This window comes from Brevibacillus sp. (genome assembly GCF_003521185.1).
Classification (GTDB): domain Bacteria; phylum Bacillota; class Bacilli; order Brevibacillales; family Brevibacillaceae; genus Brevibacillus; species Brevibacillus parabrevis.
This window is the reverse complement of record NZ_DOTK01000009.1, coordinates 1-20,063: the sequence shown is the minus strand read 5'-3', so window position 1 is coordinate 20,063 and position 20,063 is coordinate 1. Positions and strand designations below refer to the sequence as shown.

Here is a 20,063-nt window from a genome sequence, read left to right as displayed (position 1 = left end):
CGTTATGCCGTTTCCCAGTTCCCAGCTTGGTGGGGGCTGGGTTTGCTTTCTTTGTAGCGCAGTTCAATCTCGGTGACATGATCCTCAAACGTCACGTAAATTTTGTCGTTGTAGTGGAGCACCACTTTTTTATGGCGAGGCAAAATGTCCTTGCCTTTTTGCAGTGTGCACTGGCTGTGGCTGATCATGACCAAAGTCTGGTTTTTCCCTGGCTGGAAGTAAATTTTGTGTGCTTCCGGCAGGTGCTCGTTGACGTCGAGGCTTGAAAACAGCTCGTGGAGCGTGATGCGTTGCTTTTTGCCAAACGCGGCGAGCGGCCAAAACTTCACGGGAATGTCGTTGCCGCTGGCGGTGTGAAGAAAATACCCTTCCAAACGGCCGCTAAAATTCGGTTTCGGGCGCATGAACCAGTAGGCGCCTGCGCCAATTGCGGCAAGAGCGAGAACAATCAGTCCGATTGTGATGTAGCGATCCCAGACAGAATGAACCGTGATGACAAGCGAGCCAGTCACGCTTGCCCCTTCGGAATCGGTAGCCGTGATAGTGATCGCGGAAGTGCCGCTTTTGCTCGGCACGAGCTTCAACCCGGATTCGTGGATGCTTGCCCCAAAATGATCGGCGGGAGTAGGAGAGACGATCGCATAGGTGAGCTTGTCCTGATTGGCATCGGTGAAATAAGCAGCGAGGTCAATTGTCTGCTCGCCGTTTTCCTTTTCGATGGTCAGCTTGTTTTTGGCTACTGCCACGGGCGCGATGTTGGCGATTTCGAATGTTTTGCTTGCCGTCTCGCGGTAAAAGTCCGGGCCGCTCATGAAAATTTTCCACTGGTACTGCCCGGAGTGCGGGAACACATAGTCGGTTGTGAAGACCGTTCCCCCGTTTTTCAGCGGAATTTTTTCGGTTTGCTTTTTCGCGATGTCGGTGACGATCAATTCGGCCTGCATCAAACCGTAGACGTCCCGATCTTCCAGGCGCTGATTGCCCTCCAGCTGGGTCAAATAAGTCGTGAAGGTCGCCGGATTGCCTTTGGAGACAGGATCAGGTGCAACCTGTACATCGGCTTTCAGACTGTAGTTGCCCAGCAAATTGACTTTGACCAGGTCGCCCGGCCGTCCGCGGAATTTGACCAGATAGCTCCCCTTTGTCGGCTGCTCGATTTTCATCAGCGAGTATTTTTTCGATTGGATAAAATGCACATTTTTCGACTGGTAGTAGACTTGTGACTCCAGCAGCGGATGGTTCGACAACAGCACGATGTTCGCTTCCTGCATGCTGGCGTTCGGGATGTTTACCGTGACCTCTTGCAAGCTTCCCGTCGCCGTCATGGCTGCTACCGACACAAGCTGCGACTGGATGTGCTTCGCAAAAATTTGATTGAAAATCTCCGGCAAATCATCTGTGCTTTGCGTGACAAAAGAAGTCCCGCCTGTCGTCTCCGCGATTTTTTTCAGCTGCTCTTTTTGCACAGAGCCATCGCTGTTCAGCCCGATTGTGTAGATCGGGTAGCCCTCCGCTTTCGCTTTTGCCATAACCGACTCCACATCTTTGTTCGATGCCGCGACGCTTCTGCCATTGGCGTTTTGGCGCAGATCGGTTCCCCCATCCGAGAGCAGGATCAAAAACGGCTTTCGCGATTGATCCTTCGCTCTGGCAATCAGCTCTTCCCCTTTTCGCAAGCCAAGCCCCATATCGGAATATCCCGAATAACGCAACCCTTGAATCTTGCTTTTCAACTGCTCGCGCTGTCTGCTCTCCGCCATGCTGGTGAGCGGCTGCGTCTGGACGATTCGATCATTATAGGCGACAAAGCCGATCCGGGTACGACTAGCTTCGCTCATGTCGATAAACATGCCCATGACCTCGGCAGCTGTTTTCCCAGGGTCTGTCTGGTTCATCGAATTGCTCGTATCAATGACAAAAACCGCATCGATTCCTGCTTCACCCGTCCCGGTTGCCCCGCTTGGAAGGGGAGAGAAAAGGAGGAGGAAAGGCAGGAGGATACCGCTAACCACCCATTTGAACGCCAGGGAGAACGGAGGAGGATGTCCAGTTTTTTTGTACATGTTTTCACTCTTTTCCTTAAAAGTTTGCAAATTGTTCACATTTTGTTGCAACAGGACTATTTGCCCATAAATCAACTTCCAGCTAAACGGCGGGCACCATTTTGCCGAGGTATATAAAGTGAAATAATAGCCTTTTTTGTAAAAATAAGGTTCATCCTGTCCTTTCTTGTCAGTATTTCGAGTTATGGGCGCATCCGGCGCTGTGCGGGCAGGGCGGCAGAAGTAGGGACAAAGTAAGGCGTGATGCTGGTTTTGTCGGGAAAAGTAGGCGGGAAGACTCCCTGGATTCAGCATAAAGTGCTCAACCAGAAAAAGGAAGATAAGTGGAATAAAATGGGTCTAAATACCAGAAACGGTAATGGTGCACATAGGAAAATTGTCATAATAGAGGGTTTGTTGACAAAATATGGCGAGCGAGTTTAATTTAGAGGCAAGATTTTTGGTTTTATTGGGATTTATGTAATCAACTGTAATTGATTGTGGAAGTAGGACTCATACACTCCTGAGTTAGGACCACGCATTTACGAGAGACAAAAGGAAGGGGTCATTTATGGACATTATTAACCAGACCAACAGAACCATGCTGTTCGAAGAGATCAACCCGGAGAAACTCGACCTCATCACGATTGTAGGCGACGTCAAGGGCATCGACAGTTTGAGCGACGACAAGATCAAGGAAATCAACGAGCATTTGCTTGTGAAAAGCTTCGATGAGTTTTTGGACAAGTTCTCCCCGACTGTCTATTCGTTCTACAACGCCGTAAACCAAAAGGTTATGTACACCTTGAAAAAGCCTGATGGCATTGCGGAAGATGCGATTTCCGAGATCAAGATCGACCAGAGCAATGACTTTTTGAAAATGCTGTTCACACTGATCGATACAAAGCGCAGCCAGGGAATCACGAACGTCGACTTTAAATTCGAGAATCTGCTGGACATGATCTCCCCGAAAAAAGTGATGGACGATATCCGTCAGGTGCGTAAAGAGATTCACTACTTGTACAGCCACTACGAAAAGCTGGACGATGGCGATCCGAAGAAGCTCGATCTCGGCGACAAGCTGAACATCATGTTTGAAGATGCGAGCAAAAACTACAACAACGTCATGGCCATGCTCCCGCTCGCGATTGAAGATATCAAGACCCGTCTGCTTCTCGGCGGGGCGCAAGAGGAGAACCAGTCGGAAGCGATTCAGATCGGGATGCTGACGATCGGGGAAAACGGTGAGCTGAAAATCATCGAAGCGCCGAAAAGCGACAGCCGCGAGCTGATGGTTCTCGACGAGGGCAACGGCAACGGATTGATGAACGTGTTCGAGGATGATTACGAGTCGATTACCGAAACGCCGTCCTCCTATGTCAAAGATTTGGTAGTGCGCACGTTCTGCCCGCTGCCTGCCGTTCATAGCGAGATCGACATTGAGACAGAGGTGCAAAACTACAACACGTACCTCGAATTTTATAAAAACGCGAAGGATGACTTCGTGAAAACAGTCAAGCCGCTGGTCGAGAAAATTCTCGGCGTGAAAATGTTCTTCGATCAGTACGTGACCAAGAACAAAGGCATGCAGCCTGCGATGCTCATCACCAACACCAAGCTGGACATGCTGGTGAAAAGCAGCAACATCCCGCGCCTGGAGACGTATCTCAACACCGTCAACGCGAAAAACGACTTCACCGATACGATCTGGTTCGGAATCGTGCCTTCCATCGACATGGAAGCTGGCGCCAAAGCGAAAGTCACACGCGAGCGCTTCCGCGGCAACGAAAAGGTCGTCAAACAGGACGGCAATACGATGGAGTCGCTGACGATGCTGCTGCAAGTAGTCAAAGACTTCAAGGTCCAAATTTTCTTCAGCTTCAGCACGGGCGAAGAGACGACCTTCAACAGCATGGCGACTGCCGGCATCGACAAGTACATCGACAAGTGCGGCGTGCTTGTGCGCAAGGAGTACAGCGAGTTTGCGATCCCGTGCGTTCCGAACTTTACGATTATTCCGAAGGACAAATCGGGAGTGGTCATCGACAGCCGCATGCTGCAAACCGAAGACGGCGTGAAGCTGTCGCAGGAAAAAGAAGACATCCTGAAGCTGTGGATCGAAGGCGTTTACGTCGGAGCGAGCTATGTAGCGGCAGGGATTGTGGCGGCGTATCAGTGTCCGGAGTATTTGCGCGAAGCATTCAAGGTGGTCAGCCGCGAGTATCCAGGCGTGCGCTTTGACATCGAAGCGGGCGAAAACGGTCTGCGGGCGATTACGACCATGGCCAAGGAAATCTCCGGCTTTACGAACAACATCAAAGATTCGATCAACCGCAAAAACTTTGGCTTTGTCTTCTCTTCGGAAAATGCGCAAATCCAGGGCAAGGACATCAAGCGAATCACGGTGTACAAGGCGCGCAGCCTGGCGATGGCCGAGGATGGCTTCGATTCCATCTACAAAACGCTGGTCAGCACCTACATCGAGCGGATTCTCCGCTTCCAGACGGGCGATTTCAAGCACGACAACATCGTCAAATTTTTCAGCAACAACCCGAGCAGCCAAAAGAGCAAATGGCTCGGCACACGCGGCTTTGTCAACTCCATCATTCAGGATGGCGACGACATGAGCTATATCATCGACGACAAGAGCAATCTGTGCCACATCGATCTGATCTTCAATGGCAATGTGAAAAATCTGGAAGTCACGATCACGAAGGGTACGACTCCTGTCAAAGCTTAGTACCTGATTTCAGTCGGGAGAGCTTTTTATGAAATGGATTCACACATTACGCAGGTGGCTAGAGGTGTGCTTTCCAAAGCGCACCCTTACACATAAGCCTCGAAGCCCATCCGGTCATTCGAGAGCACACATATACGCCAAGGAGGTTTTTTTCATGGGTTTTCGACTCAAAGTAGAAGGTTCCGAAACAATCGAGCTGGGAATGGACAACATCCAGACAGTCAAGTACGACACGGATACTCCAGATGATTCCAACGCTCGTTCCACTGACGTAGGGGCAACACTGCGTCTGACAGGCAAAATCATTACAGCAACGGACGGCGACAGCGCCGATGACACGATGAAGCTGGCTCTGTGGTCTTTGGTTCCAGCGGAAAAAGCAGACTGCTACCGCAAAGTGACACTGGAAGTGATCGCTGCTGACCAGGTCATTCGCAAAATCTACTTCCCGAACGCTTTCGTCGTCGATTACAACGAGACATTCGGCGATACAGAAGGTGTTGGTACATTCAGCATCTTCATCAAACAAAAGAAAGACAAAACCGAGTTCGCGAAAATCGAAGGCGGCTACGCTGTCTAGTCTTTTGCCGCGAAGGACTGGCCAAACGGTCGCGTCCAGCGGATCGACCGCAAGCGGTCACAGCTTCTTTTCTTTCAAAAGAGTAAACGAGCCGTACCTTGAAAGCCGTGTTCAAGGTACGGTTTTCCAAAAAGCCAGACAGAGGGTGCTGTGGTGAAAAATTATTACGAGATTTTGGGGCTTGCGAAGACGGCCTCCCAAAACGACATCAAAAAAGCGTACCGACAGTTGGCGAAGCAGCACCATCCCGATGTGAATGCGGGGAGCAAGGAGTCCGAACAGCTTTTCAAAGATATAACAGAGGCGTACCAGACTTTGCAGGACGAGTCTGCGCGGGAAGCCTACGACGCGCGTTACGAAGCGTTTGTCCAGGGAAGAGGACAAGCCCGTGAAAGAAACGGCGCTGAGCAAGCAAGGGCGCAGGGCCAGGCGAAAGCGAACCAGCAGCGAGCGAATCCGGGCGCTTCGATGGAAGATTTGCACAAGACGTTTGAGCAGTTTTTCGGCTTTCATCCGAAAACAGGAGAGGTCAACGAGAAGAGCATGAACCGCGGCAAAAAAAATCCGCTGGATACCACAGATACGTTCGAGCAGTTTTTTCGCATGAAGAAAAAATAAGACGCTGTCAGCCAAGACAGAGCAGCTAACCAAACAGACGGCATACCTAAAAAGGAAAAATCGGGCGACATCCTGACAGCAGGCGAAGAGACCGAAACGATGACAAGGCGGATGGCCGCTCTTTTATGGACATAGAAGCACCGAACCTGCTCCTTTCTTTGGATGGATGTCAGCAAAAAACCATTCTCCCAAAGCTTGGGGCACTTTTTCGTAAGGGGGGTACTCAAGATGGCAAAGAAAAGCAAGGCTTATCAAAAATCTGTCAGGGTAAAGCTGATCGAGCTGTTGATTGCAATTCTTTTGTTTGGCGAACTCATTTATGTTTTCGGCTACACGGACAGCAACGCTCTGAAGATTTTTACGGGAATTGCCTTTGGGCTTTTTTTATTCGGCATGTTTATTGTCACGGTCGGAAGCCCGGACGAGAAGGAGGACAGGAAGGAAACAGGCATTTCCAAGCTCGTGCTGCTGGACGAGGACGGCGAGAGCGTGAAGGAGTGGTTTATCCAGGGAGCGACCTCGCTTTTGATCGGCAAAAACACGAACCAGAACGAAGTCGACATCGACTTGTCTGACGCCGAGTACGCTGCTCTGATCAGCAAACAGCATGCAGTGCTCAACCATGCTTCGGGCAACTGGTTTATCGAGGATGTTCACTCCCGCAACGGCACTGGAATCAAACAGCCGAACAGCCGCGACAAGAACAAGCTGGAAATCGAGCAGCCGCACAAAGTGAAGGCGGGCGACATCATTTACATAGCCAATACACGCTTGCTGCTGAAGTAGACGAGCAGGTGGAGAGACACGAAACGGGGGAAGACTTGAATGAGTTTGACGAGATGCGCAAATGGACACATGTTTAGCACGAGAAAACACGGCAGCACTTGCCCGTATTGCAGCCTGGTGGTAGAGCCTGCGGCAAAGGCGGAGAACCGAATGCCTGCCAGGGGCGGCGACGAAGATGACAAGACCATGCCTTACTTGGGGGAGACAGAAGGCATCGAGCCTGTCACAGGCTGGCTGGTCTGCATCGATGGGCCACAGCAGGGACAAGACTATCGCATCATGGCAGAAAAAAACTTCATCGGACGCTCCGAGGATATGCATATCCGCATCATCGGGGATAACAAAATTTCTCGCAGAAACCATGCCGTCATCGTCTACGATCCGAAAAAGCGCAATTTCTACCTGCTCCCCGGCGATGCCTCCGGTCTGGCTTACCACAATAACGAAGCGGTGTACACGCCAGTCGAGCTGACTGCCTATGACGTCATCCAGCTTGGCGGCAGTACGTTTATTTTCATCCCGCTGTGCGGGGTTCACTTTGAATGGGACAACGCAAGCAAAGGCAAGGAAGGATGAGCATGTTTGCACAGGAGATCATTCCTTATCTGGTTGTGTTTGCCGTCATAGCCGTCATCATTTGGTTGTTTCGCGTTCGTGCCGCTTGGATCAGAGAGGAAAAGCATCCGGTCATTCAGATTGGCAATGGACAGACGATTGGCAGAAGAGCAGAGCAGGATGACTATTTTGCCACGACAACGACCTCGCACGGAACGATTGCTGTGCTGGCAGACGGCATCAGCGGCCTTGCCAACGGCAGACTGGCATCGACTTTGGCCGTCCAGACGTTTATTCGCGAGTTCGCCAAGCTGGACCATCCGCGCCACCTCTCTCTTTTCTTTTCCCGAGCCGCTACGCTTGCCAACGGGGAGATTTTGCAGGCGCTAAAAGGCAGCCGGGGAGGCACTACGCTGGTTGCGGCAGTCATTCACGACGGCATGCTGCATTGGGGCGCGGTCGGGGATAGTGTCCTGACTGTTTTTCGCGGGGGAGAATTTATTCCGATCAATCAAAAGGACATTTACGAATCGGTGTTGGAAGAGCGTTTTCTCGCCGGGGAAATCAGCAAAGACGAAGCGATCAGCCATCCAAAGAAAAAGCAGCTGATCAATTACCTCGGCTACGAAGGCTTTCATAATATCGAGATTGGCCGCGAACCTTTTCCGCTGGAGAAGGGCGACAAGGTGATTCTGATCAGCGACGGCGTCTACGATACGTTGACAGAAGTGGAGCTGGAGAAAATCTTGTTTCAGAACATTTCCTCCCACGATGCTGCCGAGCAAATCATCGATGCCGTCGAGAGCAAGCAAAAAGCCAACCAGGACAACGCGACCATTCTGATTTTGGAAAAAGGTTGGTGAGATCGAGGGCAGCAGCATCCGGAAGAGAAGGAGGAGCGGGTAGTTAAGGATGAGAAGGGACAACAGTGAATTTGTAACCGGATTTTTGTCCGAGTCAGGCACGCATGTGCGCAACAAGGATTACTTTGCCTACACCGAACTGGATGATATTGCTTGCTGGGTGATCGCCCGCGGCTTGGATGCGGATCAGGAAGTGCAGAGCGCCGAGCTTGCGGTCAAAAGCGTCCTGGGACACTTTATGCAAAAGCCGTCTCTCTCCCGCTATCGCATCAGCCGCTACTTGCAGGAAGCGCATCGCGTGCTCCGGCAGGAGAGCCATCGGGTGCGGCTGAAGGCCAGTCTGACGCTGATCGTCACCGACTATGCCCGCGTCGTTTACGGTGTGGCCGGGAACACGAGACTGTATATGTTTCGCAACGGACGGCTGCATTTGCGGAGCAAAGACCAGAGTCTGTCGCAACAGATGGCGGATGGAGAAGAAATCGCAGAGGACGTGCTTGACTGCCACGAGGAGCGCCACAATCTGTTGAATTACTTGGGAACGCCGGATGAATTTCGCCCGTACATTTCCAAAAAGCTGCCGCTGTACGACGGAGACGTCTTGCTTTTGACCACTCCGGGGGTGTGGGAGAGAGTCGGTCCAGCCGAGATGCAGGACGCGCTTGAGGAAGCAAAAGATCCCGAAGCGCTGATCGATACGGTGGAGGATGTCTTGTTGAGCAAACAGCAGCGTGTGGTGAACAACTATACGGCTGCGGCGATTTTTGCCAACAAGATTTTCAAGACCGATCCGCAGAAAAAGTGGCGGATTATCAAGCGGGTCGCGATTATCGTCCTGTTGCTTGCCTTGACAGGAGGCGGCGCCCTTTTGTTCAAGATGAAGGAAGCCGAGAGAATCGCCGATGCTGCGACAGGCATGTTCGAGCACGAGCAGAACGGGGATGCGTTTATCGAAGAAAGCGACTATCCGAAAGCGCTCAAGGAATACAGCGAAGCGCGCAATGCCGCCAACATCGTCAAGGACAAAATCCACGCGGCGCTTTTGAACAAAAAGCAGCGAATCACCCAGCTCATCGTGGACGGGGATACGGCGATGAAGGACGAGCAGTATCAGAAAGCGCTGGAAAAATACGACAAGGCGCTCAAGGAAATGAAAGGCCGGGACGATTTCAACGAGCCGGAGATTGCTGCCAAAAAGGAAAAGACCGAATCGTATTTGCTCGTGATGCAGTGGAAGAAGGAAGGCGACATGCTGTTCGAGGCGCAAGACTACGAAGGGGCTGCCGCCTTTTATCAAAAGGCGAGAAAGCTGGCGCTGGAATCGTCCTACCTCACGGGGGAAAAAGAGATTCGGGCGAAGCTGGACGAGGTGGAAGCGAAGAAAACGGGCATCAGCAAAGAGCAGAAAATGCTGTCCGCAGACAAGCTGGAGAAAAAAGGCGACGACAGCTACGCCGCTGGCGATTTTGCAGCGGCCGTCGAATCGTACACGATGGCGCAGGAGATGTATCAGGAAATCGGCGTGCTGGAAAAGGTTTTGGCGATGGAGCGCAAAGTGACCAAGGTGGAGGAAAAGCTGAATCCGCCAGCTGCAGTGCCTGTTGTTGCTGCTGAGCAAAGCACGCCGCAGGTTGTGCCATCGGCTGCACAGCAGCCAGCGGGTCACTCGGGGAATGCCGCAAGTTCTGTTCCGGCAGCAACTTCAACCCCGGCGGCGCAGCAGCAAGCGGGCAATGCGGGTCAAGCCAGCCCACCGACTTCGGCAACAACTCCACCCCCGGCGGTACAGCAGCAAGCGCCCAAACCGGGTCAAGCGGCCATCTCGACTTCGGCAGCAACTCCCGCCCCGGTGGTACAGCAGCAAGGGGGTAATGCGGGGCATGCGTCCACCCCGAGTCCGGTCGCAACTCCCGCCCCAGCGGTACAGCAGCAAGGGGGCAATGCAGGGCATGTCACCACCCCGAGTCCGGCAGCAACTCCACCCCCGGCAGCGCAGCAACAAGCACCCAAACCGGGTCAATCCGCCAGTCCGGCTCCTTCCGCTCGGCCAGTCGAGGGCAAGTCCGCTGCCGAATCACCAGCCAATCCGGCGCAAAAGGAGGCTGTCAAAGCACCATGATGAAAGAGATCGTACTGGACCGTTTGAACAAAATGGAAGATTTGGAACAGCGCAGGATGCTGAAGCAGATGATGAACAGCGTGTTTTTGCATCTGGTCGAATATCAGGAGGACATGCAAAAGAAGCTGGAGCAGCGGGTCTTCTCCGAATTTGAGGACAAGGAAGAGAAGCACGACATTTACGTCACGCTATGTCAGCGGGATGACTTCGATCCGATTCACGACTATTTGTACCCGATGATTCCGGGCGACGAACAAAAAACATGGTTCGATCGCAAGGAGTTGTTTGAGCAACTCGCCCGACAGGAAGAAGCGGTGCTCATGACGATTTTTCTGGAGTGCGAGTACAGCCGTCTCCAATCGCTTGCGCATGGCAAGCGGCATTTTCAGGGGCGTTTGACGACAGCGGAGCATTCGTACCCGATCGAAGTGCGCTTGCAGCCAAACCCGCTGTACGTAAACGAGCTGGAAAAGCTGTACAACATGTTTCAAAAAAACGGCATGCCGTGGAAAACCGTAAACCATCCGTACGCGAACAAGTTTTTCGACGTCATCCTCGTCTCCTGCGAGGGCGAGCTTGGCGAGGACGAGGAGATCGTGGAAGTGTCCGTCCACCTGGAAGAGTGGGAGCCTTACAAAAAGCTGGACGTCATCCCGCTCTGGAACATCGAACGGCTGGCCTTGAAAAATATCGGCTTCCCCGTGCCTGCTACCGATCGGGTGAACTTCGAGCACGTGCTGTCGCTGCGCAAGACAGGGAGCCAGCACGGGTATTTGGTAGACGGCGACGAAGCGCTGATCCGCTATATCAAGCGCACGCCCGAAGAATTGACCATCGTGTCTCCCCAGGAAAAGTCGGGAATTTGGCACGTCTGCAAAATTACCCAGCCTGTCGAGACGCCTACGTCCCGCCTGCACTATGAACTGGTGTCCAACCGCCGCAAGAGCAGCTTTGTCACCAGCTTCGCGCGCAAGCAAGGAATGCCGGTCCGGGCCAAGGGAGAGATCATTCGCATCGTCCACTCCTTCGAAGCAGCGGAGCAGCTGGAGCTTTTGCATGTGGAAATTCGCGAAAAAAGCAAAGGGACGGCCGCTACGTATGAGATGAATCCGTTTATCAGCGACAATGTCCGCGTGGAGCACGATAAAAAAATCATGCATCTCGGCTTTCGCAAGCGCGGAACCGACAGCTTTATTTTAGAGGATATGATGAGCTTTCTCGTGTCCGAGATTCAGATGTATTTCCCGGAATACAAGTGCGAAGGAGAATGGGCGTGAACTACATCTGGGATCTGGTCATCAAGGCCAGGCGCGCCGGAGTTGCCAAAAGAGACATTACGTTCCAAGCGGCGAAGGTGTACTCGCCTTACATGGAGCTGAGCCAGGAAGCGATCAACGCCAAAACCGTGGACAAGACGGTAGAAGTGAACCCGTTCTATCGCTTTGACGATATTTTCCGCGAGCTGTTTGATGTCAATTACACGGATGAGCCTGAACTGCGTCACGTCTTGTTTGACATCGTGATTCACCTGTTGGCCGATATCGATCTGGTGCAAGGAATGAACAAGCGAGAATACTACATCCGCTTTGTGTTGCGCGATCTCGAAGCGGGACTGTTCGGCAAAAGGACGGCGGATCACATTCGGTTGTTCACCCAGGAAGAACGTGAAATCATTGCGGGCAATTTGTTGCGACTGTATGAGACGGGAGAAGCAGTTTATTTGCTGCGGGACACGATGCGAAAAATTTTTCCCCGCTCGACCATCTACGCAAACTGCGAGGAGAAGGATGAACTGCTTCTGTATGTCGGGCAGGAGGAGACGGCAGCAGCGCGGGCAAGGCTGGAGCTGATCAAGGACATTTTCCTGCCTGTTCGCTTCCAGACAGAAGTGTATTGGCGCAACCACTTTGGCATTCTCGATGTGGAGGAAACCATGCAAATCGACAGCATGGCAATGTACTAGAAGGCACGTGATTTTGCTAGAAAGTCATGTGGGTGTGGGAGGAGCGTTCTCATGAGTAAAATGTCGTACAAGCTTCATATTCAAAAAGGCAGCATGGACGTCCCGCGAAACGAAACCACGTATACGCGAGATGAGCTGATGGAGATGACGACCTTTCAGCTGCGCAATATTTGTTACAAGGAAAAGCTGGTTGGCTCGGTTGTGAACAATCTCGATCGGGAAGGATTGCTGAACACGATCTTGCGGTTTCGCAGCGCGGAGGAGAGCTTGTTTATCGAATCGGATACAACAGGCGGCTTTGAACGGATCGAAGCGGCTTTGCATGCCTACTTGAATACGCCGCTGCCTGGGGCGGACTCCATCAAAATCCCGGCAAAGATGAGTTTGTATGCCGGGCTGGCTGTAGACAGGCTGGATGGCTATCGGGTGGAGTCGGCCCAAGGCTTGTCCGAGTCGAATGTCCTGCTCGTCAATGACTACATGGAGCTGTGCGGCATTTTTCAGCTGCGCAAAGAGGCAGACAAGCAGGGACGGTACATGCTGTTTTCCCACAAGGACGTCCCGTGGCGCAAAACCGTGAATCAGAGCTACAGCCTGCTCTTTTTTCGCAAGCAAGACTCGGATTATTTGTACAAAGCATACACCGAGGATAAGCCGCTCCCCCCTGTCAACTTGCACTATTACAAAGTGCCTGTAACGGATCTGGAAATCAGGGAGCTGGAAGAGACGGATGCTGTGCTGGCGATTGATTTCGGCACTTCTTCCACGACCGCTGGCGCTTTTTTGGACCACCAGTATGTCAGCGCCCCTTCCAGCAACGATTTGCTGAATGGCCGAATCAAGCTGAATGCGATCAATTACGTCGCGTTTCCAGACACGACCCAGAAAACAGAAGAGTGGATCGAGGTATTGCCGACCGTTGTCCAGGTAGCAGACTGCTCCGTCGCGCAAGACGTGCGCTACCACATCGGCTACGAAGCGCTGCGCCAGATGAAAAAGAACGGATACAGCTCGCATGCGACCGTATTTTTCGGATTGAAGCGCTGGGTGAACAGCTATCACAAGCTGGAAGAAGTGATGGACAGCCAAGGGAATACGGCCATGGTCAAACGTAGCGACATTTTGCGGCAGTACCTGCTGCATGTCATCCAGACGGCGGAGCATCAGTTCAAGTGTCGGTTTCGGCACTTGCATATCACCAGTCCTGTGAAGCTGAAAACGCAGTTCATCGAGATGTTTACGGACATTTTGCCGGAATACCGCATCGAATCGCAGGATGCGCTGGATGAAGGGATGGCGGTGCTGTTCAACACGATCGCGGACCAGATTGACAAAGACAGCTTCCTCGACGGCGAGACGTACCAAGCGCTGGTCATTGACTGCGGCGGAGGAACGACCGACTTGTCATCGTGCCGCTTTCGCATCGAGGATGGCCACATCTCCTATCGCATCGACATTAGCACGACCTACGAAAACGGCGATACGAACTTTGGCGGCAACAACATCACATACCGGATCATGCAGTTCATGAAAATCGTGTTTGCCGACTACTACAGCAAAGGCCGCCACGTAACCGACATCGACCAACTGATCGACATCCCCGGCTCGGAAATATTCCGGCATGTAGATGAGTTTGGCGTCGATGCTGTCTACGAGCAATTCGAACGGCGCTACCGGGAGGCAGAGGCGCTTTTGCCCACCTGCTACAAAGCTTACGAGAACAAAAGCCGCGACGACTATCAGCGCGTCCGCAACAACTTTCACTTTTTATGGGACCTGGCAGACCATATGAAAAAGGAGTTTTTCCGTCAGACGGGCATTTTGCGCAACCGGTTTACAGCCGAAGGAGAGCAGCGTCAGGAGCAGGATTTGAAGCTGACAGCAGTCGAGCGCTGGGTGCTGTCGATACGCGAGGATGGTCGCTTCCGGGATGTGTACGACTTGCCTGACGTCGTCTTCAACAGCAAAGAGATCAACCATTTGATCAAGGCGGACATTTACGAGATTTTGCGGGTGTTCCTCGACGATTTTTATCAGGAAGGAAAGCTCGCGGACTTTTCCATCATCAAGCTGACCGGACAGTCGTGCCGGATTGACGTGTTTCGCGAAGCGTTGAAGGAGTTCGTGCCGGGACGCAGCATCGAATTTCGCCAAAGGTCCGAGGACGCAGGAAAAGTACCCGACCTGAAGCTGTCCTGCCTGCGCGGCGCACTTCGTTATCAGAGCGCGAAAAAAGCGGGATTCATCGAAGCGCAAATCACCAATCACGCGCCTGTCGTTCCTTACTCGGTGACGGCGTTCACGCACAACAGACAGGAGCGGATACTGATTCGCAGTCAGGAAAAGCTGAGCCAGGTGCATGGGGCCATCTCCCGTCCGTACGGAGTGAGCGAGGTGGAGTTTTTCCTCAAGGAAAGCGACGGACTTTTGCGCAAGCGCTATTTGTACACGGACGACAGAAGCGCGTACAAGCCTGTGCTCTACGAAGAAATCCAGGCCAAGTACGCAAGCCACATTCCCCAGGAAGAAACCGACTCGATTCAAAACGGAGAGGTCAAGTTTTTCGTGTTTTCAGGCGGCAGCGAATGGGGATTCCACGTGGTGCCAGTCGCTCGGCAAAACGAGCAGCTACTTCTGGGGAAAAAAGTGTTCTTCGCCTTTGAAAGCGATTTGTCCGAGCTGGACTTTTTCGACGGGATGAAATAGCGAGTCAACCTAATCCATATGAACAAGAAGGGGGGAACAGCCTTGTTTTCCCATCTCTCTCCCCAATTTCACAAGGGGCGGATTCTCAAGCGGGAAATGCTCGAAAACTTGCGGGATTATCCGAGACATCTCGCGGAGCTGCATTTTCTCGCCTACACGGACGGAATTATTTCCGGCATGGACGTTGCGGTCGAGGACGGACAGCTCGTCGTCGGCCGTGGCATCATCAAGCATCAAGGCCGGATTTATTTGCTGGATCGCGAGGAACGGCTCCCGTACGAAGCGACAGGCAAGGAGACGATGCTGAAAATACGTTTCGACGAGCAGACGACGTTGACCGATTTTTTGGCGTACGAGACGCACTATGTGCTCGATACGAACATGGACATCGGGACGGATGAGCGCGAGCTGGGCCGTTTCAAGCTCAAGGAAGGCGCGAAGCTGCGCTCGGATTACCCGTATTTTCTCGATTTGACAACAGAGTACAACACGTGGAATTTCACGAATGTGGAATATGCAGGCCAGCAATACCCGACACTCGCTCCGGCGATCTTGCGTTATTTTTCGCACGAGCTGTTGAAGACCAAAACGACAAACGCCTTCGACCTCGCTTTTGCCACGCAAGGAATCAACGCCGAGCGAGTGGAGCGCGACCTGATTCTTCATTATATAGGCACCCGGTTGGGCTTCGGCTATCGCGCCAGCTCCAACCCGCAGATCGTCAGCTATTTGGGGCGTATTTTGGAAGAGGCGAAGAGCGGCGACAAGCCCAAACAAGAGTGGCGGGCGTCCGGGCGGCAGCGGGTGATTGTGGATTAGCGGAAGCGGGATGGCAACAATCAGGCAGTAGCCAGACGGGAGGGATTCGATGAGCAGCCAGTTTTTCACCTACAAGAACATCCAAGTGATGCCGTATGAACTGACTCATTTGCAAACGTTGAAAGTCGTGAAAAAAATGAACGAGCACGCGCGGCTTTGGTTTACCGGAATCATTTCCGAGGAGCAGAAGGATAGTTATGTGAATCAAACCAATTCGCAAACACCTGTCAAAATCGTTTTGACGGACGGAAAGGGAAAGCCGACAGCCTGGTTTGAGGGCATCGTGCTGCGGGTCAATGTCAAAGCGAGTCGGGGCGTGTATTACTTGTCGGTAGAGGCGGTTTCGTACACGTATTTGCTTGATGTCAAAACGAAGAAGCGCTCCTTCCAAAACCCGGCGATGACGTATGCCAATCTGGTGAAGACGGTACTGTCAGCGTATGGTAAAGCCGATTTTATCGACTCGGTTACCAAAGGTAAAACGCTTGGCACCTTTATCATGCAATACGAGGAGACTGACTGGCAGTTTCTGAAAAGAATGGCTTCGCGCTTCTATACCGGTCTTGTTCCCGCCACGACTTTTCCGCTGCCTAAATTTTTCTTTGGACTGCCAAGCGGCCAGGACAAGGGCAAATTGACGGCTGGCCACTACACCGTCCACAAGCGGGTGGGCGAGTTCCAAAGCGATTCGGAAAATAAGATTCCCGGAATCAACGAGCAAGACTATACGGTGTACGAGGTAGAGAGTGAGCAAGTTCTTGAGGTAGGCAACGAAGTCCAGTTCAAAAACAGGCCGCTTGTGGTCGGGGAAGCTGTCTCAGAAATCAAGGACGGCATTTTGACGCATACGTACAAGCTGTTTCCGCGCAAAGGCATGTACCGCAAGAAGCTGTACAATCATGCGATCATCGGGGCTTCCATCCAGGGACGCGTGCTCCAGATCCAAAATGACAATGTGCGGGCCAAGCTGGACATGGATGACCAGCAAGACCAGAGCACAGCTTACTGGTTTCCGTACTCGACGATTTACACATCCGAAAACCAGACGGGCTGGTACGTCATGCCGGAGGTCAACGATCAAATCCGGATTTATTTTCCCAGCAAGAAGGAAGAGGACGGGATAGCTATCAGCTCGGTTCTGAAGGATATTCCAGACGCCAAACCGGATGCCAAGAAAAAGTCAGGCGGCTCGGGAGGCGGAGCTGCTGCCGCAGGAGGAAGCGGCGGCGGAAACGATCGGATGAAAGATCCGGCGGTCAAGACGTTTCGTACGAAATACGGAAAAGAAATTGTGCTGGCTCCCGATAAAATCGTCATTTCCGCGGGGGAGATGTCGATTACGATCAGCGACAAGCACGGAATATCGATTGTGAGCAACCAAAACGTGAACATTACAGCCGGACAAGACATCAACATGTCTGGAAACACGATACACATTAATGCGCAAAAGATCGAGCTGACAGGCAAAGGGAACACGATTACGTTGGAAGACAAAATTGAAATGAAGGGCTCGGAAATCAAGATGAACTAGGAGGCTCGTTCAGCCATGAAAAAAGCGGAAGCGCTCCAGCATCTGTACGAGCAGGTCGCTTTGCCTGCGCTGGAAGAATGTGTTGCGGCTTTGGAATCTTTTTTTCTGGAAAACAGGGAGCGGCTCGTAGCGGATTTTGTGGAAGCGATGCGGCAGTTTGCCATCCAGATTAAAGAAAGGCAGGCACGAGGTGTTATGCCAGCTGTCGGATTTATTCACCTTTCGCTGTTGCGCACGTCCGTGTTGGACGGATCAAACCAATATTTGCTCGAAGCTTATACAGACAAATGGTATTGGGATGAGGCGGCTTGCTTTTCCCGCTATGACGCAGGCTGGGCTTTTCAAGAAATCTCCGGACTTCTGCGACTTTTGGAAGAGCGGCGCAAAAGGTACATGGGCGTGCTGGATGCACCGGATGTAGAACGGATGGTGCTCAAGGAGTTGGACTTTTTTGCCCAATTCGTGACAGCTCTTGCCCGTCTCTCCCTATCAGAAGTGGTCAAGCTGCCAGAGTACAAGCAATTGGAAAAAGCGCAGCGATTTCAAATCCGGGTGGGCGAGTTTAAAGATTTGAGCGAGCCGGTCTATGTGGAAGATATCCAGGCGAGAGAAGAAGAGGAAGCGAGAAAGCTGCTGGAGCAAACAAAAGGGGCGCAGTGTACGCACGAAACATTTGCCAACATGCAGTTGCGCGAGATCAAGGCGGACGGGCTGGATTTGCGATTCAACGACTTTAGCAGCAGTGATCTGGCTAACAGCGAGTTTCGTCAATGCGTGCTGATGGGTACGCGCTGGATCGGCAGCAAGCTGACAAACGCTGACTTTCGCCATTCGTTGCTTTGCGATGCCGATTTTCGCCAAAGCGACCTTCGTGGGGCCAATTTCACTTACACAGACGGACAGACAAGCAATGACAAACGGTATAGGCAACCAGGCTTGCTTGGCATCCGGTTTGATCAGGCGAATCTGGAGGGGGCGGATTTTCGCCATTCTCGTCTATACAGGGCAAGCTTCTGCGGAGCAAATTTACGACAGGCGATCTTTTTGGAACGGGATCAGGATCGGTTTGCGTTGACGGACGAACAACGGGAAGAGATTTGCTGGGCAACGGAATGAAGGAGGTGATCACGGTGCGGGATTACTATTTGCTCACGGAGGACAGGCGTATCTCGCGGAAGGTGCAGCCCACTGGCTTGCCACTGGAAGAGGGGATCGAGGCGCTTTTGCCCGTGACTGTTTTGGAAGTCCGGTCGGAGGGGAGCCTCACGTATCCGGATTGGTTGGACAGGCCGTTGTACATGCTGTCCGACCGGATGAAATCCATTACCGCCAAGTACAATCTGGGCATTCGTTGGAAACGCGTCGATTTGATCGACCGACAACAAAACGATCGGAATGTGTATTGGATCATGCAGGTTCCCCCGGTGGATGCGCTATCCGTGGGCAGCGAGTTTCACCAGAATGGAGCGTTGAAAAGAATGGTGCTGGACTACGAAAAGGTAAAGCGACACCATTTCTTCTCGGTGCAAGGCATTTTGGAGCCGTACATCGTGGTGAGTCTGGATGCGGCGGAAAGTTTTCTGCGTAGAGGCTTGACTGGTTTCGTATTGCAAAAAGTGGAGATCGAGTCGGGGAGACAGACATGACAGAACATTGGGATGAAAAAATTTTGGATGTGTGGAATGAGCTGCAAATGAAGCGGCAGCTGGAGGAGATGAGTCGGCAGCGACCACAGTTGACCTGGGAAGAATGTCTGGCGGCTGCGGAGCTTGGAAGCATGGAGCATGACGGGCGCACGTTCGCGTTTGAGGAGAAAGTGATCTTCGACGGACAGGTAAGCATGATTTTGCCGCGCACGCTCCAGCTTATGCCGAGAGGACTGGTAGGCAAAAGCAGCACGGCACAGCAGCATGAGCAGCTGGCTTTTCAGGACGAAGCAGGCACGATTTTGCTTGGTCTCAACCATATGATCCATGCGCTTTCGGTGAATGAGAGCGAAATTTTTTTGCGTGAGATGACGGCACAGATCAAAAGCAAGACGCCAGGTTTGCAGATCGTAAAAAACGATGTGTGGGAGCAAGCTGGTCGGTTAATGGCGAGTTACGAATATGTCGTTCCGAAGCCAGACGGTAACTTTTATCAGATCATGTTCGCGACGTCGCTAAACGGGAGAGCTTTTTTTGGCAGCTTGGTGTTTTCGGCGAGTGAAGCGTGGGTGTGGCAGCCGATTGCGACCGCATTGATCCGGACTCTAAAGATAAGCGAGGGCGTATAAGCTTTTGGTGAATGAGTGGGAAAGGAGAGAGGGATATGCTGGAAAACTTGCTCAGGGCGCTGAGTGCAGGAATATTTGGCGAAGAGTATTCGTATGTCGTACGCGGTGCGACAGCAAAATGCTCGCAAGGAACAGACCCCGGGGTGCTAAACTTGCCTACGTGCCACGGAGTGTACAGTCGCGGAAAGCCTGTCATGAACGTCGCAGATCACGCTTCGGGTGCGAATATTGGCTGCTTCGGATTTTGCAAGCTGACGGGAAGCCAGTGCGTGCCGCAGACGCCGGAAAAGTGGACGGACGGAAAAGAGGATGTGCTGGTGGATAACGAACCCGCTTTGCTGAGCAAATCGCGGCTAGTTTGCACTGCCTCAGGCATCATCACCATTGACAAGGACGGACAAGATTGACGTCAACCTGCGACCTGAAAAAGGGAGGGAAATGACATGCAGGCAACAGATGGCGTCAT

General features: G+C 52.4%; 17 protein-coding genes. 16 read left to right on the top strand and 1 reads right to left on the bottom strand.

Translation table 11 applies throughout. From position 1 onward, the window contains the following. Nucleotides 1–2 precede the first annotated feature (2 nt). Nucleotides 3–2,063, bottom strand: coding sequence for a VWA domain-containing protein (locus DEP07_RS02540; protein ID WP_122965924.1), 2,061 nt, complete (start codon nucleotides 2,061–2,063; stop codon nucleotides 3–5). Between the two features lie 550 nt (nucleotides 2,064–2,613). Here DEP07_RS02540 and DEP07_RS02535 point away from each other — a divergent pair. From DEP07_RS02535 to DEP07_RS02460, 16 genes are all read left to right on the top strand, one after another. Beyond that, nucleotides 2,614–4,782 (top strand): transcriptional regulator, encoded by a 2,169-nt coding sequence (locus tag DEP07_RS02535; protein ID WP_122965923.1) that lies wholly within the window; start codon nucleotides 2,614–2,616, stop codon nucleotides 4,780–4,782. 154 nt (nucleotides 4,783–4,936) lie between these two features. Beyond that, complete coding sequence (locus DEP07_RS02530; protein WP_122965922.1) at nucleotides 4,937–5,362, top strand: membrane-associated protease 1; 426 nt, start codon at nucleotides 4,937–4,939, stop codon at nucleotides 5,360–5,362. Nucleotides 5,363–5,515: 153 nt separating this feature from the next. Continuing rightward, on the top strand, nucleotides 5,516–5,980 hold the full coding sequence (locus DEP07_RS02525) for a DnaJ domain-containing protein (RefSeq protein WP_122965921.1): 465 nt from the start codon (nucleotides 5,516–5,518) through the stop codon (nucleotides 5,978–5,980). A gap of 228 nt (nucleotides 5,981–6,208) precedes the next feature. Then, on the top strand, nucleotides 6,209–6,766 hold the full coding sequence (locus DEP07_RS02520; RefSeq protein ID WP_122965920.1) for an FHA domain-containing protein: 558 nt from the start codon (nucleotides 6,209–6,211) through the stop codon (nucleotides 6,764–6,766). A 39-nt stretch (nucleotides 6,767–6,805) separates the two neighbouring features. Further along, on the top strand, nucleotides 6,806–7,342 hold the full coding sequence (locus tag DEP07_RS02515) for an FHA domain-containing protein (protein ID WP_287102061.1): 537 nt from the start codon (nucleotides 6,806–6,808) through the stop codon (nucleotides 7,340–7,342). A gap of 2 nt (nucleotides 7,343–7,344) precedes the next feature. After that, nucleotides 7,345–8,184, top strand: coding sequence for a PP2C family protein-serine/threonine phosphatase (locus DEP07_RS02510; protein WP_217022400.1), 840 nt, complete (start codon nucleotides 7,345–7,347; stop codon nucleotides 8,182–8,184). A gap of 49 nt (nucleotides 8,185–8,233) precedes the next feature. Further along, on the top strand, nucleotides 8,234–10,303 hold the full coding sequence (locus DEP07_RS02505) for a serine/threonine protein phosphatase (protein ID WP_242774750.1): 2,070 nt from the start codon (nucleotides 8,234–8,236) through the stop codon (nucleotides 10,301–10,303). Continuing rightward, on the top strand, nucleotides 10,303–11,580 hold the full coding sequence (locus tag DEP07_RS02500; protein ID WP_280649248.1) for a normocyte-binding protein: 1,278 nt from the start codon (nucleotides 10,303–10,305) through the stop codon (nucleotides 11,578–11,580). Before DEP07_RS02505 ends, DEP07_RS02500 begins: the two co-directional genes overlap by 1 nt. Beyond that, nucleotides 11,571–12,266 carry an iron-dependent peroxidase gene (locus DEP07_RS02495; RefSeq protein WP_280649242.1) on the top strand — a complete coding sequence of 232 codons (696 nt, stop codon included), beginning with the start codon at nucleotides 11,571–11,573 and terminating at the stop codon, nucleotides 12,264–12,266. Before DEP07_RS02500 ends, DEP07_RS02495 begins: the two co-directional genes overlap by 10 nt. Before the next feature lie 51 nt (nucleotides 12,267–12,317). Next, the gene (locus DEP07_RS02490) at nucleotides 12,318–14,972 is read left to right on the top strand and encodes a molecular chaperone (RefSeq protein WP_274874198.1); all 2,655 of its coding nucleotides are present in this window, start codon (nucleotides 12,318–12,320) and stop codon (nucleotides 14,970–14,972) included. 42 nt (nucleotides 14,973–15,014) lie between these two features. Continuing rightward, nucleotides 15,015–15,791, top strand: a complete 777-nt coding sequence (locus tag DEP07_RS02485; RefSeq protein WP_122965914.1) for a DNA and RNA helicase — start codon at nucleotides 15,015–15,017, stop codon at nucleotides 15,789–15,791. Nucleotides 15,792–15,840: 49 nt separating this feature from the next. Then, nucleotides 15,841–17,322, top strand: a complete 1,482-nt coding sequence (locus DEP07_RS02480) for a contractile injection system protein, VgrG/Pvc8 family (protein WP_173598228.1) — start codon at nucleotides 15,841–15,843, stop codon at nucleotides 17,320–17,322. A 15-nt stretch (nucleotides 17,323–17,337) separates the two neighbouring features. Next, nucleotides 17,338–18,438, top strand: a complete 1,101-nt coding sequence (locus DEP07_RS02475) for a pentapeptide repeat-containing protein (RefSeq protein WP_242774753.1) — start codon at nucleotides 17,338–17,340, stop codon at nucleotides 18,436–18,438. A gap of 14 nt (nucleotides 18,439–18,452) precedes the next feature. Continuing rightward, nucleotides 18,453–18,968 carry a hypothetical protein gene (locus DEP07_RS02470; RefSeq protein WP_281869444.1) on the top strand — a complete coding sequence of 172 codons (516 nt, stop codon included), beginning with the start codon at nucleotides 18,453–18,455 and terminating at the stop codon, nucleotides 18,966–18,968. Next, nucleotides 18,965–19,597, top strand: coding sequence for a hypothetical protein (locus DEP07_RS02465; RefSeq protein ID WP_287102060.1), 633 nt, complete (start codon nucleotides 18,965–18,967; stop codon nucleotides 19,595–19,597). The genes DEP07_RS02470 and DEP07_RS02465 overlap by 4 nt, the downstream gene beginning before the upstream one ends. 35 nt (nucleotides 19,598–19,632) lie before the next feature. After that, nucleotides 19,633–20,004: a DUF4280 domain-containing protein gene (locus DEP07_RS02460; RefSeq protein WP_122965909.1), complete on the top strand. Its 372-nt coding sequence runs from the start codon at nucleotides 19,633–19,635 to the stop codon at nucleotides 20,002–20,004. The last annotated feature ends 59 nt before the right edge of the window (nucleotides 20,005–20,063 follow it).